This is a genomic window from Actinotalea caeni, from assembly GCF_009733795.1.
Classification (GTDB): Bacteria; Actinomycetota; Actinomycetes; order Actinomycetales; family Beutenbergiaceae; genus Pseudactinotalea; species Pseudactinotalea caeni.
The window spans coordinates 257265-272455 of record NZ_WNXX01000002.1 but is presented as its reverse complement, the minus strand read 5'-3'; the positions used below and the strand labels follow the sequence as shown (position 1 = coordinate 272455).

General features: G+C 72.8%; 13 protein-coding genes and 1 riboswitch. Of the genes, 5 read left to right on the top strand and 8 right to left on the bottom strand.

From position 1 onward, the window contains the following. Positions 1-6: 6 nt before the first annotated feature. Positions 7-552, bottom strand: a complete 546-nt coding sequence (locus GPA02_RS03150) for a 2'-5' RNA ligase family protein (protein ID WP_156198386.1) — start codon at positions 550-552, stop codon at positions 7-9. Between the two features lie 176 nt (positions 553-728). Between GPA02_RS03150 and galK the strand changes: the two genes are divergently transcribed. Beyond that, complete coding sequence (gene galK / locus GPA02_RS03145; protein ID WP_240133842.1) at positions 729-1961, top strand: galactokinase; 1233 nt, start codon at positions 729-731, stop codon at positions 1959-1961. 11 nt (positions 1962-1972) lie between these two features. Here the strand turns inward: galK and GPA02_RS03140 are convergent, their stop codons facing one another. Genes GPA02_RS03140 through GPA02_RS03130 form a run of 3 tightly spaced genes read right to left on the bottom strand, consistent with a single transcriptional unit; the run spans position 1973 to position 5586 of the window. Continuing rightward, the gene (locus GPA02_RS03140; RefSeq protein ID WP_156198384.1) at positions 1973-2767 is read right to left on the bottom strand and encodes an exodeoxyribonuclease III; all 795 of its coding nucleotides are present in this window, start codon (positions 2765-2767) and stop codon (positions 1973-1975) included. Next, positions 2764-3312, bottom strand: a complete 549-nt coding sequence (locus GPA02_RS03135; RefSeq protein WP_156198383.1) for a TetR/AcrR family transcriptional regulator — start codon at positions 3310-3312, stop codon at positions 2764-2766. Before GPA02_RS03135 ends, GPA02_RS03140 begins: the two co-directional genes overlap by 4 nt. Positions 3313-3321: 9 nt before the next feature. Continuing rightward, positions 3322-5586, bottom strand: coding sequence for an MMPL family transporter (locus GPA02_RS03130; RefSeq protein ID WP_420809347.1), 2265 nt, complete (start codon positions 5584-5586; stop codon positions 3322-3324). A gap of 65 nt (positions 5587-5651) precedes the next feature. Between GPA02_RS03130 and GPA02_RS03125 the strand changes: the two genes are divergently transcribed. Then, a complete protein-coding gene (locus GPA02_RS03125) occupies positions 5652-6302 on the top strand; it encodes a DinB family protein (RefSeq protein WP_420809346.1) in 651 nt (216 codons plus the stop codon). A gap of 563 nt (positions 6303-6865) precedes the next feature. Continuing rightward, positions 6866-8602 (top strand): Ig-like domain-containing protein, encoded by a 1737-nt coding sequence (locus GPA02_RS03120; protein ID WP_204986481.1) that lies wholly within the window; start codon positions 6866-6868, stop codon positions 8600-8602. Between the two features lie 91 nt (positions 8603-8693). On the opposite strand, the gene GPA02_RS03115 is transcribed toward GPA02_RS03120, so the two are convergent. The 3 genes from GPA02_RS03115 to GPA02_RS03105 all read right to left on the bottom strand — a co-directional run bounded on the left by GPA02_RS03115 (position 8694) and on the right by GPA02_RS03105 (position 11590). After that, entirely contained in the window at positions 8694-9554 is an 861-nt protein-coding gene (locus tag GPA02_RS03115; protein ID WP_204986480.1) for a bifunctional 5,10-methylenetetrahydrofolate dehydrogenase/5,10-methenyltetrahydrofolate cyclohydrolase, read from the bottom strand. Next, positions 9551-10834, bottom strand: coding sequence for a serine hydroxymethyltransferase (glyA, locus tag GPA02_RS03110; protein WP_156198380.1), 1284 nt, complete (start codon positions 10832-10834; stop codon positions 9551-9553). Before glyA ends, GPA02_RS03115 begins: the two co-directional genes overlap by 4 nt. A 38-nt stretch (positions 10835-10872) precedes the next feature. Further along, a riboswitch (ZMP/ZTP riboswitch) is annotated at positions 10873-10959 on the bottom strand. A 55-nt stretch (positions 10960-11014) separates the two neighbouring features. Continuing rightward, positions 11015-11590: a GNAT family N-acetyltransferase gene (locus tag GPA02_RS03105; protein ID WP_240133841.1), complete on the bottom strand. Its 576-nt coding sequence runs from the start codon at positions 11588-11590 to the stop codon at positions 11015-11017. A gap of 91 nt (positions 11591-11681) precedes the next feature. Here GPA02_RS03105 and purU point away from each other — a divergent pair, with 91 nt between their 5' ends. Beyond that, positions 11682-12563: a formyltetrahydrofolate deformylase gene (purU, locus tag GPA02_RS03100; RefSeq protein ID WP_240133840.1), complete on the top strand. Its 882-nt coding sequence runs from the start codon at positions 11682-11684 to the stop codon at positions 12561-12563. A 119-nt stretch (positions 12564-12682) separates the two neighbouring features. On the opposite strand, the gene GPA02_RS18785 is transcribed toward purU, so the two are convergent. After that, positions 12683-13372 (bottom strand): hypothetical protein, encoded by a 690-nt coding sequence (locus GPA02_RS18785; RefSeq protein WP_162457672.1) that lies wholly within the window; start codon positions 13370-13372, stop codon positions 12683-12685. 84 nt (positions 13373-13456) lie between these two features. Here GPA02_RS18785 and GPA02_RS03095 point away from each other — a divergent pair, with 84 nt between their 5' ends. Beyond that, positions 13457-15154 (top strand): long-chain-fatty-acid--CoA ligase, encoded by a 1698-nt coding sequence (locus tag GPA02_RS03095; protein ID WP_240133839.1) that lies wholly within the window; start codon positions 13457-13459, stop codon positions 15152-15154. Positions 15155-15191: the final 37 nt, after the last annotated feature.

Genomic DNA, 15191 nt, shown 5'->3' with positions numbered 1-15191 from the left:
CCCCCCTCAGCGGTCGGCGACCAGTCGGAACACCTCGACGTCGCGCCAGATACCGTCCTCACCGTATTCGTAGAGGACGAACCTGGCCACCGGGAAGCGGGCCTGGAAGTCGGCTCGTGAGGCGCTGGCGGCGTCGAGCCGGTCGTCGTCGAGGTCGTGGGCGATCGTCACGTGCGGGTGGTACGGGAACCGCACCTGCTGGGCGAGGGCGCCGGCGTTGACGGCGTGGTGGAGCCGCTCGCAGGCGTCGCCGCCCTCGGTGACGGCGACGAACACGACGGGCGAGACCGGCCGGAAGGAGTCGGTGCCCGCGAGCTCGATGACGAACGGCGGGTGGTCGGCCGCCACCTGGCGCAGGTGCTCGCGGACCGCGTCGAGGGCGCCCGGCTCGATCGCCGTCGGGCCCAGCAGGGTGACGTGCGGCGCGATCGCGAGCGCCTCGGGGTCGCCCGCCTCGATGCGGGCGCGTGTCAACGACTCGGCGTAGGGCGGCGGGATCGGGATCGCGACGCCGACCCGGATCTGGTCCCCGACCCTCGGTGGAACCCTCATCGAGCCGAGTCCTGGCTGGTCACGACGAGGTGCATCCCCCTAGTCTGCCCGGTCTCGGCGCCCGCGGCCGACGCCCCGGCACCGACCCGACCCGTGGACGCGGGCGCGCACCTCCCGCGGCAGCCGGGAGAATGGCACCCGACAGCCGTCCGCCCACGCCGCGTCAGGAGCAGCCCGTGACCGACGACAGCACCACGTCCTCGTCCACCCCCGTCCAGGAGGCGTGGTCGGACCAGCAGGGTGTCGCGCGCGCCACGGCCGCCTTCGTGGCGGCCTTCGGCGAGCAGCCCGACGGCGTGTGGGCCGCCCCGGGGCGCGTCAACCTCATCGGCGAGCACACCGACTACAACGGCGGCCTCGCGCTGCCGATCGCGCTGCCGCACCGCACGTTCGCGGCGGTCCGCCGCCGTGGGGACCGCCGTGTGCGGCTGATCTCCGGCCGCGAGTCGATCCCGTGGGAGGGATCGCTCGACGACGTCGGTCCCGGCACGGTGCAGGGCTGGGCGTCGTACGTGGCGGGCGTGGCGTGGGCGCTGGGCGAGCACGGTCAGCCGGTCACCGGGTTCGACGCCGCGATCGAGTCCTGCGTGCCCTACGGCTCGGGCCTGAGCTCCTCGGCCGCGCTCGAGGGCAGCGTGGCGGTGGCGCTCGCCGAGCTGGCCGACCACTGGCACGGACCGGCGGCGGACACCGACGAGGGTCGCGCAGCGATCGCCGAGGCGTGCGTGCGGGCCGAGAACGAGATCGCGGGCGCGAGCACCGGTGGCATGGACCAGGCGGCGTCGTTGCGCGCCCGCGCCGGTCACGCGCTGCTGCTCGACTGCCGCGACGGTGCCGTCGAGCACGAGCCGTTCGACCTCGCCGCCGCCGGGCTCGAGCTGCTCGTCGTCGACACCCGCGCCCCGCACGCCCTGGTCGACGGGCAGTACGCCCAGCGCCGTGCCACCTGCGAGGCGGCGGCGGCCCGGCTGGGCGTGGCGACGCTGCGCGAGATCGAGCCCGAGCGCCTCGACGCCGCGCTCGCCGACCTCGACGACGACGTCTCGCGCGCCCGGGTCCGTCACGTCGTCACCGAGATCGCACGCGTGCGCGCGTTCGTCGCGCTGCTGCGCGACGGCCGGGTGAGCGACGTCGGCCCGGTCATGGACGCCTCGCACACGTCGCTGCGCGACGACTACGAGGTCAGCTGCACCGAGCTCGACGTCGCCGTCGCCGCAGCCCGCGACGCCGGCGCGCTCGGTGCGCGCATGACCGGCGGCGGCTTCGGCGGCTCCGCGATCGCGCTCGTCCCGGCGGGCTCGGCCCCGCAGGTGATCGACGCCGTCGAGCGCGCGTTCGCCGACGCCGGTCTGGGCGCCCCGGCGTTCCTCGTGGCCACCGCTGCCGACCGCGCCGGACGCGTCGCCTGACGCGAGCCCGGTCAGCCCGGGCGCTCGAGGACCATGCGCAGCGGCGCGTGGTCGGAGAACCGGGTGTCGTAGCTCGGCGCCCGGTCGACGACGACGTCGTGCACCAGCCCGGCGAGCGCCGGCGTGCACCACAGGTAGTCGATGCGCCACCCGGCGTCGTTGTCGTAGGCCCGGCCGCGCCACGACCACCACGTGTACGGGCCGTCGACGTCGCCCGCGTGCGTGCGCCCGGCGTCGACCCAGCCGAGGTCGCGCCAGCGGGTGAGGTGGGCCTGCTCCTCCGGCAGGAACCCGGACTTGCCGCGGTTGCCCTTCCAGTTCTTGATGTCGCGGTGGTCGTGCGCGACGTTGAGGTCGCCACCGAGCAGGGCGGCGGTGCCGGTCAGCTCGGCGAGCCGCTCCCCCATCCGCTCCAGGAAGGCGAGCTTGAGGTCCATCGACGGCGTGCCGGCGGTCGCGGTGTGCACGTACACCGAGATCGCGGTCACCGGCCCGACCGGGGTCTCGAGGTCCGCCTCGACCCACCGGCCCGCGCTCTCGGGTGCGACGCCGTCGAGGCCCATGCGCACTGCGGTGATCGGCACCCGCGCCGCGACCGCGACGCCCGCACGTCCCTTCGCGGGCGCCTCGTGGTGCACGACGTGCCAGCCCTCGCCGAGCCGCTGCTCGAGCACGTCGGTCTCGGCGCGTACCTCCTGCAGGAGCACGACGTCGGGGCTCGCCTCGGCGAGCCAGTCACCCATGCCGCGGCGCACCGCCGCGCGCACCCCGTTGACGTTGACGGTGGCGACGACCAGCCGCGTCACCCGCGCAGCAGCAGCAGGACGGTGGCGGCGATCCGCTCGCGGTCGAGCTCGGTGCCCTTGCCGCCGGAGCTGACGATGGCCTGCAGCATGGTGCCGTCGGTGTAGGCCAGCAACGCCTTGGTGACCTCCTCGGGGTCCCGGCTGCCGTGCTCGCCCAGGTTCTCGACGCCGAGCCGCACCCAGTCCTGCAGCACGCCCCCGAGGCGCTCCGGGTAGGTGAGCGTCAGCACCAGGCGGGCGCGGGTGCGGGTGATCCGGCCGCTGCGGCACAACCGCACCGCGTACTCGGCGATCCCGCGCGCGAGGGCGGCGTCGTCGAGGTTCTCGAAGCCGCCGTGGATGTCTGTGAGCGTGGCCCGGTCGAGCTCGGCGAGCCGGTCCACGACGGCGTCGAGCAGCGCCCCGCGGGTGCGGAAGTAGTTCGACGTGCTGCCCTCGGGGATGCCGAGGCGGCGGTCGATGGAGCGGTGCGTGAGCTCACGGGTGCCGCTCTCGCCGACGATGGCGATCGCGGCGTCGATGACACGCGTACGGCGGTCGAGCATGCGAGGAGCCTAGGCCGTCGGAGCGGGCTGCTCGACCTCGCCGGCGGGCGAGACCTCGTCGTCCTTCGGGACCCGGCGGGCCCAGGGCCACCAGACCGGCCGGCCGATGTCGTGCACGAGGCCCGGCACCAGCAGCGTGCGGACGACGAAGGTGTCGATCAGCACGCCCGCCGCCACGATGAACGCGATCTGCAGCAGGAACAGCAGGGGGATCACGACCAGGGCGCTGAACGTCGCCGCGAGCACCAGCCCGGCGGAGGTGATGACGCCGCCGGTGACCGCGAGACCGACGCGCACGCCCTCGCGGGTGCCGTGCCGCACCGACTCCTCCCGGACCCGGGTCATGAGGAAGATCGAGTAGTCGATGCCCAGCGCGACGAGGAACACGAAGCCGTACAGCGGCACGGTCGCGTCGGCGCCCGGCAGGTCGAGCACGTGGTTGAACACGAGCGCGGCCAGACCCATGGTGGCGCCGAAGGAGAGCACGTTGGCGACCAGCAGCAGCAGCGGGGCCAGCACCGCCCGCAGCAGCAGCACCAGCATGACGAAGATGACCAGCAGCACGACCGGGATGATCGTCACGAGGTCCTGCCGTGCGGTCAGCTGGGTGTCGAGCCGCTCGGCCGCGGCACCGCCGACGAGGGCGTCGGCGTCGACGTCGTGGACCGCGTCGCGCACGTCCTGCGCGATCCCGGTCGCCTCCTGGCTCTCGGCGCTCACCTCGGTGACGACCTGCACGAGCACGTGGCCGTCGACGACGACCGGCTCCTGCGGCTCGTCGCTCGGCGGACCCCCTGCCGACTCACCGGTGTAGACGGCGGCCGAGGCCACGCCGTCGACCCCCTCGGCGGCGTCGACGATCGCGTCGGCGGAGCCCTCGGCGACGACGACCTGGATCGGCTCGACCTGGCCGACGTCGAAGTGCTCCGACAGCACCTCCTCGCCCACGACGGCCTCGACCTCGCCGCGGAACACGTCGGCCTCGCCTGTGCCCTCGGCGCGCAGCGTCGGCACGAAGGCCGCGAGCGCGACCAGCCCGAGCGCGGTGACGACCCAGACGCGGCGCGGGTGGCGGGTGACGCCGTTCGCGACGCGCTCCCACAGGCCGAGGCTGGCGTCGTCGGCCTCGTGGCCGGCCTCGACGAAGCGAGGCACCCGCGGCCAGAAGATGCCGCGGCTGCGGCGGCCGGCGACCAGCAGGATCGCCGGCAGCAACGTCAGCGCGGCGAGGAAGCTGGCGACGATGCCGATGGCGGCGACCGGTCCGAGGCTCGCGTTGGAGCCGAGGTCGGAGAGCATGAGGCACAGCAGGCCGGCGATGACCGTGCCGGCGCTGGCGGCGATCGGCTCGAGCGACGCACGCCACGCCACCCGCATCGCGCCCGCGGGGTGACGGTGCCGGGTGAGCTCCTCGCGGTAGCGGGCGACCAGCAGCAGCGCGTAGTCGGTGGCGGCGCCGATGACGAGGATCGACAGGATGCCCTGGCTCTGGCCGTTGAGCTGCAGCACGCCGTTGCCGGCGAGCGGCTTGACGACGAGCGCCGCCAGGCACAGCGCGAACACCGAGGTGAGGATGACGGCGAACGGCAGCAGCGGCGAGCGGTAGACGATGACGAGGATGACCAGCACGACGACGAGCGCGACGGCGAGCAGGATGCCGTCGATGCCGCCGAACGCGGAGACCAGGTCGGCGACGAAGCCGGCGGGCCCGGTCACCCAGGCGGTGAGCCCGGCGTCGGTGAGCGTGTCCGGCGCCTGGTCGCGGATCGCCTCGACGACGGCGACCGTCACCCGCTCCTCGTCGTCGCCGAGCAGCACGTCGGCCTGCGCGGCGTCGATCGGGACGGGGATCAGGAGCGCCTCGCCGTCCTCGGACGGCACCGCGACGACCGAGCCCTCGAGGACCGAGCCCAGCTCGCTGCCGTCGGGCAGCTCGAGCGCACCGATCTCCTCGGCGAAGGCCTGACCGGCGCCGATCTGCTCCTCGGTGAGCGCGCCGCCGTCGTCGGAGGTGACGACGACCAGCGCGGGCAGCGTCTCGGACTCGGTGAACTCGCGGGCCAGCTCGGCGGCGCGCGTCGACTCCGCGCTCTCGGGCAGGAACGCGGCGGCGTCGTTCTCCTGGACCTGCGAGAGCGTGCCCTGCGCCATGCCGCCGAAGGCACCGAAGGCGAGCCAGACCAGCAGCGCGAGCCCGACGAGGACGCCTCGGAGGAGGCCGCGGCGCCGGGGCTCACCGGCGCGGTGCTGGGGGTCTGTCTCGGAGGTCGTCACCGCTCAAGTGTCCTCCATGTCCCGACGCCGTGTCGTGACAGCGGGATGGATCGGTCGTGTGGTTCGTGTCACGATCGAACGATGCGACCGACGCCGGAGAGCTCTGGGTCCGCGACGACGACGGGGCGGCCGTGGTGAAGCAGCACCTGCACGGCTACCTGCGCCGCCAGCGGGAGGCGCTGCTGTGGAAGCTGGACGGCCTCGGCGAGCGGGACGCGCGGTGGCCGGTGACCCCGACCGGCACGAATCTGCTCGGCCTGCTCAAGCACGCCGCGGGCGTGGAGGCCGGCTACTTCGGGTTCGTCTTCGGGCGGCCGTTCCCGGAGCCGCTGCCCTGGACCGAGGACGACGCCGAGCCGAACGCCGACATGTGGGCGACGCCGGAGGAGTCGATCGGCTCGATCACCGCGCTGGCCCACCGGGTCTGGGAGCACGCCGACGCGACGATCGACGCGCTCGACCTCGACGCCCCCGGCCGGGTGCCGTGGTGGCGCGGGAGGGAGGAGGTGACGCTCGGGCAGGTGCTGGTGCACGTCGGCGTCGAGCTCGCCCGCCACGCGGGCCACGCCGACATCGTCCGCGAGACGCTCGACGGCGCCACCGGTCTGCGCGACGGCCTGTCCAACCTCCCCGACGTCGAGCGGCGGTGGTGGGCGGACTACGTCGCCACGCTCCAGCGCGTGGCCACCGAGGCCGGCACCCGCACCGCTCCCTGACCCCCGCCCCCGGTTTCACCGCACTTTGCAACACCCCACGGTTTCACCGCACTTTGCAACACCCCACGGTTTCACCGCACTCCTTGCCGCTGCCGTCTTCACCGCACGTCGTGCCGCGGTCCCGTGTCGCCGCGGCTTCTGCCAGCCCGGACTCATCCGGCAGCACGCCTCGCCACCTCGCCGATCCGCTCGACGCACGCGGCAGGGCCAGGGCCGACGGCGACGACATCGCTCGATCCACGGTGCGGCGAGACTGCGGGGTGGTCGACAGTGCGGTGACACCGGGGTCTGTTCCATAGTGCGGTGAAAGTGGAGGGTGGGGCGGGCTGTGCAGCCCGCCCCGACGGGGTGGGCACTGATTTGTTGCGCTCCAGAACTTTTCCGCCCAGACTCCCTGCGACGAGACAGCCGTTGCGTTAGCGTGTGGCGCAGTGGCCGAAGCGAGGGGGCTTCCAGAGCCGGCCACTCCGGATGCCGTCGTCAGCGTCCCTTCATCACCCCGGGTGCTGGCGTCAGCATGCGCGACCCCTGCGACGAGGAAGGGGGCTCATCGACATCTCTTGGTGACGAGTTCGACGAGATCCACGCTGACCCTTACCCATCAGGAGGAGCTTGGCATGTTCAAGAAGAGACTCGGAGTGCTCTCCGTCGTCGGCGCACTGCTGGCGATCAACCTGTCTGCCATCTCGGCTGCAGCAGAGGAGGGCACCACCCTTCCCTTCATTCTGAGGAACGAGAACTTCGCATTCGAGGAGCGCGTCGCCGCGGTCATCATCGATGCAGGAGCAGTGGTGAACGACGCGTCGTTGTCCGCGGAGGACTTCGACGTGCACGTGGTGTCCACCAGGATGGTCGACCCGGACGTCGTCGCCTACGACGGCCCCCGAGAGGTCACCGACGTGTACCTCAGCGAGGTCGAGGACTGGGGTTTCCCCGCCGACGAGGGACGGTACATCGTGCTGGACTTCGCACACGTCGGATGGGGCGACGGCGGCACCACCGGTGACAGCGGCTTCTATCTCGAGGCTCAGTACACCGTGACCTACAAGGGCGACCCGATCACCACCGTCGACGGCTCGACGATCACACCCACCGCGTTCGAGCAGACCGGCGTCGTGAGCCCGGTGCTGGACCAGTACCAGTACGCCACGAGCCCCGAGGGGATGGAGTACGCCTACTTCCTCAACGACGAGGTCGACGAGCCGTTGCCCCTCGTCGTCTACTTCCACGGTGGCGGACAGGGTGGGGACAACTACAACCCCGCCAGGTTCAGCAACGGTGGCACCGTGTGGGCCGAGCCCGAGAACCAGGCCGAGTTCCCCACGCACGTCCTGGTGCCCCGCACCCCTGGTTTCCAGACCGACATCGCCGCCGTCAAGGGCGTCATCGACCGCTGGATCGCCGAGGGCAAGGTCGACCCGAACCGCATCTACATGACCGGCTTCTCCATGGGGTCGTCCTCCACGTGGGCCTTCGTGTCCGCCTACCCGGAGTACGTCGCCGCCGCCTTCTACGGCGCAGGCACGGGCCCGCAGACCGCAGAGCTCGTCGACGCCGTCGATCACATGCCGCTCTGGGAATGGGTCGACGAGCAGGACTTCGCCTACGACGGCGTCCTCGACCGGTTCAACACCTGGGGCGAGTACCTGACCGACTACGAGCTGACGATCCTGCCTGAGGTCACCCTCTACGAGTACCCGTACAACGGGTGGACGTTCGACGGTCACTCCTCGTGGCTGGTGGCGTACAACGAGTACGTCCACGACACACGCGGAACGGTCTTCGACTGGTTCTTCGGCATCAGCAGGATCAGGGGCATCGAGGAGGTCGCGGTGGACACGGTTGCCGGCGTGGCTCCGGAGCTCCCCGAGACCGTCACGGTGGACGTGAACCACAACGCCACCGGTGTCGTCTCCGAGGAGCGTTCCGTGGTCTGGGATGCCATCGACCCCGCCGCCTACGGCGTCGCCGGCCCCGGCGTCTTCACGGTGGAGGGCACCATCGACGGGGTCGTCGAGAAGGCAGTCGCCACGGTGACCGTCGAGTACCGGAACCGCATCGACGATCTGTACGACCTCGTCGCTGATCTCGACCTCAACACGGGCAACAAGAAGGCTCTGACCGTCAAGCTGAGCACTGCCGAGCGCTTGATCGCGACCGGCAGCACGGGCGCGGCCAGCAACGTGCTGGGCGCGTTCATCAACCAGGTCAACGCCTTCAGCGGCACCAAGATCCCGGAGGCCCAGGCCGAGGAGCTCGTCTTCGCCGCCGAGGAGACGATCAGGAGCATCACCGACTAGGTGCACGCGCTGATCCGGCTGACGCCCGATCCACACCGGGTCGGGGCGCTCGAGGACCGCGACGAGGTCCCCGAGTGCCCCGACCCGGTGGTCAGAGACCGGCCCGGCGCTCCGCGGCGTCGACGGCGTTCTTGAACAGCATCGCGATCGTCGTGGGGCCGACGCCGCCGACGCGCGGCGTGATCGCTCCCGCGACCTCCTCGCACCGCTCGTCCACGTCGGGCAGCAGCCGCCGGCCCTCGTAGCGCACTCCCCCGCCGACCACGGTGACGCCGGGCGTCAGGTGCTCCGGCTGCAGGATGCCGGGGACGCCCGCGGCCGCGATGACGATCTCCGCCCGGCGGGTGTAGTCGTCCCAGTTCGGCACCCCGGTGTGCACGACGGTGACGGCCGCGTTCGCCGTCGGGCGCTTCTGCGACAGCAGCAGCGCGAGCGGACGGCCGAGCGTGGTGCCGCGGCCGAGGATGCACACCTCGCGCCCGGCGACCGGGATCTCGTAGTGCGCGAGCAGCGCCTCGATACCGGCCGGGGTGCACGGCACCGGCCCGGGCATGCCGAGCGCCAGCCGGCCCATGTTGACCGGGTGCAGGCCGTCGACGTCCTTGTCCGGGTCGAGCTCGAGCAGCGCGGCGTCGAAGTCGATCTGGGGCGGCGTCGGGTGCTGGATCAGCACCCCGTCGACGTCGTCGGCGTCGTTCATCTCGCGGATCGCGGCGACGACGTCGGCCTGGGTCGCGTCCTGGGGCAGGTGGATGTGCGGCGAGGTCAGCCCGAGCTCGGCCGCCTTCTCCTGCTTCATGCGGATGTAGCCCGCGCTGGCGGAGTCGTCGCCGACGAGGATCGTGCCGAGACCTGGCTGGTGCCCGGCCGCCGTCAGGGCCTCGATCCGCGGCCCGAGGCCGGACAGCACCTCCTCGGCGACGGGCTTGCCCGGCAGCATGCGGGCCGTCACTGCTGCAGCCCCGGGTAGAGCGGGAACGCCTCGGTGAGCGCCTTGACGCGGGCGCGGGCGGCGTCGAGGTCGGCGCCGGTGCCGTCGCGCAGCACGCCGGCGATGATGTCGGCGACCTCGGCGAACTCGGCGTCGCCGAAGCCGCGGGTCGCGAGCGCCGGGGTGCCGATCCGCAGACCGGAGGTGACCCGCGGCGGGCGCGGGTCGAACGGCACCGCGTTGCGGTTGACGGTGATGCCGGCGTCGTGGAGGAGGTCCTCGGCCTGCTGGCCGTCGAGCTGGGAGTGGCGCAGGTCCACCAGCACCAGGTGCACGTCGGTGCCGCCGGTGAGCACCGAGACTCCCGCCTCGCGCACCGCAGGGTCGGTGAGCCGCTCGGCGATGATGCGGGCGCCGCGCAGCGTGCGCTCCTGCCGGTCCTTGAACTCCTCGCCCGCGGCGACCTTGAGCGCGACCGCCTTGGCGGCGACCACGTGCATGAGCGGGCCGCCCTGCTGGCCGGGGAACACCGCGGAGTCGAGCTTCTTGCCCCAGGTCTCGGCGTCGCGCGAGAGCAGCAGGCCCGAGCGCGGGCCACCGAGCGTCTTGTGCACGGTGGTGGAGACGACGTCGGAGTGCGGCACCGGGTTGGGGTGCAGGCCGGCGGCGACCAGACCGGCGAAGTGCGCCATGTCGGTCCACAGCAGCGCGCCGACCTCGTCGGCGATCGAGCGGAACGCCTCGAAGTCGAGCTGCCGCGGGTAGGCCGACCAGCCGGCGATGATCACCCGCGGCTGCGCGGCGATCGCGGCGGCGCGCAGCGCGTCGTACTCGATCCGGTGGCTCTGCTCGTCGACGCCGTAGGCGTGGACCTCATAGAGCTTGCCGGAGAAGTTGATCTTCATGCCGTGCGTGAGGTGGCCGCCGTGGGCCAGCGACAGCCCGAGGATGCGGTCGCCGGGCTTGGCCATCGCGTGCAGCACGGCCGCGTTGGCGGTGGCGCCGGAGTGCGGCTGGACGTTGGCGTAGTCGGCGCCGAACAGCGACTTGGCGCGCGCGATCGCGAGGTTCTCGGCGATGTCGACCTGCTCGCAGCCGCCGTAGTAGCGCTTGCCGGGGTAGCCCTCGGCGTACTTGTTGGTGAGCACGCTGCCCTGCGCCTGCAGGACGGCGCGCGGCACGAAGTTCTCGCTGGCGATCATCTCCAGCGTGTCGCGCTGTCGGGTCAGCTCGCCCTCGAGGACGGCGGCGATCTCCGGGTCGAGCTCGGCGAGCGGGGCGTTGGCGACGGACTCACTCATGGCGTTCCTCCGTGAGGCTGGGTGCGGGTTCCGGTGCGACCCTCGGCCCAGGCGGGCGACCTCAGGTCTGGCTTCTCCCGTCGCTCCCCGGTGGTGCCCCACCTTCGCCAGTCGCGACGTCGTCGAGCCTACCGCTCCCCGTGGGGCACCCGCCACGCCCGACGGCGGGGCGCGGCCGGATCAGCCCTGCTGGGTGGGGTGCGGCTCGCCGTCGGCGGCCTGCTCGTCGCCCTCGGCGCCCTCGGCGCCCTCGGCGCCCTCGGCCTCGGCCATCTCGGCCTCGCCGAGGATCTTGCGCAGGTAGGCGTAGGTGAGGTCGCCGGCGTTCTGGTCGTACTGGTGCTCGAAGCCGTGCTTGGCGTAGAGGCTGAGGTTCTGCTTGGAGTCCTGGCCGGTGAAGACCCAGACCTCCTTGGTGTCCTCGGGCAGGTAGGTGAGCACCGCCATCAGCAGCTGGGTGCCGATGCCCTGCCCCTGCAGGTCCGGGACGACGGCGAGCCGGCCGAGCAGCGCGCGGTCCTCCTCGAGCCCGACGCGGACCGAGCCGACCATGCGGGTGCCGATCCACGCGCCGAGCGTGACGACGTCGGCCCGCGCCAGGTCCTCGCGGAGCTCGTCGAGGGTCTGCGTGAGCGCGGGGATGTGCGGGTCGTCGTAGAGCTGCGCCTCGGTGACGAACGCCGCGCGGCGCACCGTGAGCAGCTCGCCGGCGTCGGCGTCCTCGACGACGTCGATCCTCACCTCTGGGTCGGCCATGCCTCCATCCTTCCATCCCGACCGCCGCCGCCGGTGCGAGCGGAACCCCCGGCGCGTCAGACCGGTGCTCGGGATCGCTACCCTCGCCCGTGTGACAGCGACCCCGTCCCCCGAGACCGACACGCACGCGCCCACGCACTGGGTGCTCACCCTGTCCTGCCCGGACCGGCCGGGCATCGTGCACGGCGTCAGCGGTGCGCTCGCGGGACTGGGCGGCAACATCACCGAGTCGCAGCAGTTCGGCGACCCCGGCACCGGGCTGTTCTTCATGCGGGTGCAGGTCGAGACGGCGGCGTCGCGCGCCGATCTGGAGGCCGCGATCGAGCCGGTGGCCGCGGAGTTCGAGATGACGTGGCGGCTCGACGAGGTCGGTCGCCCGGTGCGCACGATCGTCATGGTGTCGAAGACCGCGCACTGCCTCACCGACCTGCTGTTCCGGCAGCGCTCGGGCCGGCTGCCGATCGACGTCGTCGCGATCGTCTCCAACCACACCGACCTCGAGCCGATCGCCCAGTTCTACGGCGTCCCGTTCCACCACGTGCCGGTGACGCGCGAGACGAAGCCGGCCGCGGAGGCACGGCTGCTCGAGCTCGTCGACGAGCTGGACGTCGAGCTGGTGGTGCTCGCCCGGTACATGCAGATCCTGTCCGACGACGCCTGCACGCGGCTGGCGGGCCGGGTCATCAACATCCACCACTCGTTCCTGCCGTCGTTCAAGGGCGCGCGACCCTACGCGCAGGCGCACGACCGCGGCGTGAAGCTCATCGGCGCGACGGCGCACTACGCGACGGCGTCGCTGGACGAGGGCCCGATCATCGAGCAGGACGTGCAGCGCGTCAGCCACGCCGACGGCGTCGACGAGCTGGTCGCGATCGGCCAGGACGTCGAGCGGCAGGTGCTCGCGCGCGCCGTGCGCTGGCACGCCGAGCACCGGGTGCTGCTCGACGGCCACCGCACCGTGGTGTTCCGCTGAGCCTGCGCGTCGACGGCGTCCGCCACCGGGGTCGCGCCTGATCCATCGCACCTGGTCCAGCCCGGACGGCACGACGCCCGGCCACCTCGTGGGTGACCGGGCGTCGGGACGGCGTGGTGTCAGAGGCCGGGCGGGTTCTGCCCGGGCGGGGTGACGCCGCGCGGGGCGTCGCCGGCCGTGGGGCCGCCGGCGGCCGGGCCGGGCGGCACCGGGCCGGGAGGGGTGCCGTAGGGCTGACCGCTCACCGACGGGCCGCTGGGCGCGGCGCCGTAGCCCGGAGCCGGCGTGCCGTAGCCGGCGGAGCCGTCGACCGCACCGGGCGCGGGCGCGCCGAAGCCGAACGGCCCCTGAGTGACGGCCATCTCCTTCTTCGCACGGTTCATGTCGATGAGACCGCGCACGAAGACGAGGAGACCGACGAGCAGGATGCCCCACCACAGCGTGCCGCGGCCGCCGCTGCCGAGGCTCCAGACGTTGATGACGACGCCGAGGACGAAGATGCCCGCCCCGACGAACGTCGACCTGCGGGCGCCGGCGTACCGGGCCTCGGCGATCGCCGCCTGCGCGGACCCGGGCGCCGTCGACCCGTACGCGCCCGGGGGCGCGTCGGCGGCGGCGCCGTACGGCGTCTGCGCGGACCCGTAGGGGCCGGCGCCCGGCGGCGGGACGGGCTGCGCGGCCGCGTCGTCGACCCAGAACTGCCAGCCCTGCGGCGCCGGCGGCCACGACGGGTCGGGCTGCCAGTCGGCGGTCGGGGCGAAGCCGGGCGGGACGTCCCACCCCGGGGGCGGGTTGAATCGCTGAGTCACTCGGCCACCGTAACGCTGAGGCGACGGCCGGCGTCCGCGCGGCGACGGGCAGCGCTGCCCATCGCGTCCTGGGATGATGCGGTCGTGACCGACGCACCGCCGCCCTGGACTCGTCACTACCAGCCGGGCGTCCCGGCGCGGATCGAGCTGCCCACCGAGTCGCTCGTCGAGCTGTACGAGCGCTCGGTGGCCGAGGCCGGCTCCGCTGTCGCCACCGAGTTCTTCGGGCGCGAGACCAGCTACGCCGAGCTCGGCGACCAGATCGCGCGCGCGGCCGCCGGCCTGCGCGAGCTCGGCGTCCGCGCTGGCGACCGGGTGGCGCTCGTGCTGCCGAACTGCCCGCAGCACATCGTGGCGTTCTACGCCGTGCTGCGGCTCGGCGCGGTCGTCGTCGAGCACAACCCGCTGTACACCGCACGCGAGCTGCGGCACATGTTCGAGGACCACGGCGCGCGCGTGGTCATCGCCTGGGACGCGGCGGTCGCGAAGCTGCGCGAGCAGCCGTCGGACATCGAGCTCGACCGCATCGTCTCGGTCAACCTCCTCACGGCGTTCCCGCGGGCCAAGCAGCTCGCGCTGCGGCTGCCGCTGCCGCGGCTGCGGGCGCTGCGCAGCAAGCTCACCCAGCCCGCGCCGGGCACGATGGCCTGGGAGGAGCTGCTGCAGTCGCCGCCGATCGACCCGGCCCACCCGCGCCCCGCCGTCGACGACCTCGCCGTCATCCAGTACACCTCCGGCACCACCGGCCGCCCCAAGGGCGCGATGCTCACGCACGCCAACCTCTACGCCAACGCCCGCCAGGGCGAGGCGTGGATGCACGGCGCCGAGGTGCGTCGCGAGGTGTTCTACGCGGTGCTGCCGATGTTCCACGCGTTCGGCATGACGCTGTTCATGACGTTCGGCGTGCTCAAGCAGGGCCGGATCGTGCTGTTCCCCTCCTTCGACGTCGACATGGTGCTCGACGCCGCCCGGAAGCACCCGCCCACGGTCTACTGCGCGGTGCCGCCGATCTACGAGGCGACCGCCCGGCGGGCGAAGGAGCGCGGCATCAGCCTGCGCTCGGCGCGGTTCTGCATCTCCGGCGCGATGGCGCTGCCGACGTCGACCGTCGAGCTGTGGGAGTCGGTCTCCGGCGGCCTGCTCGTCGAGGGCTACGGCATGACGGAGGCCTCGCCGGTGTGCCTCGGCAACCCGTTCGCGCCGTCGCGGCGCCCGGGGACGATCGGGGTGCCGTTCCCGAGCACGCTCATGAAGGTCGTCGACCCCGACGACCCGGACCGTGAGGTGCCGCAGGGCGAGCCCGGCGAGCTGCTGGTCAAGGGACCGCAGGTGTTCCGCGGGTACTGGCACAACGAGGAGGAGACCCGCAAGACCCTGACGCCGGACGGCTGGCTGCGCACCGGCGACGTCGTGACGGTCGACGCCGACGGCTTCACGAGGATCGTCGACCGCGTCAAGGAGCTGATCATCACCGGTGGCTTCAACGTCTCCCCCACCGAGGTCGAGCAGGTGCTGGTGACGCACCCCGACATCGCCGACGCCGCCGTCGTGGGCATGCCGGACGGCAGCGGGGGCGAGCGGGTCACCGCGGCGGTGCTGCTCGACGAGGGCGCCACGATCGGTCACGCCGAGCTGCACGCGTGGTGCAAGGAGCGCCTGGCCGGCTACAAGGTGCCGCGCGAGGTCTACGTCGTCGACGAGCTGCCGCGCTCGATGCTCGGCAAGGTGCTCCGCGCCAAGGTCCGCGAGCAGCTGGCGGACCTCACGCCGCTGCCGTACTAGCCACGACGCACGACAGCCGGCCCCGCACGAGGCGGGA

Excerpts from the sequence above, each read along its gene's own strand:
- GPA02_RS03150 (WP_156198386.1), bottom strand. The coding sequence starts at position 552 with ATGAGGGTTCCACCGAGGGTCGGGGACCAGATCCGGGTCGGCGTCGCG.
- GPA02_RS03135 (WP_156198383.1), bottom strand. The coding sequence starts at position 3,312 with ATGCTCGACCGCCGTACGCGTGTCATCGACGCCGCGATCGCCATCGTC.
- glyA (WP_156198380.1), bottom strand. The coding sequence starts at position 10,834 with ATGAGTGAGTCCGTCGCCAACGCCCCGCTCGCCGAGCTCGACCCGGAG.
- GPA02_RS03105 (WP_240133841.1), bottom strand. The coding sequence starts at position 11,590 with ATGGCCGACCCAGAGGTGAGGATCGACGTCGTCGAGGACGCCGACGCC.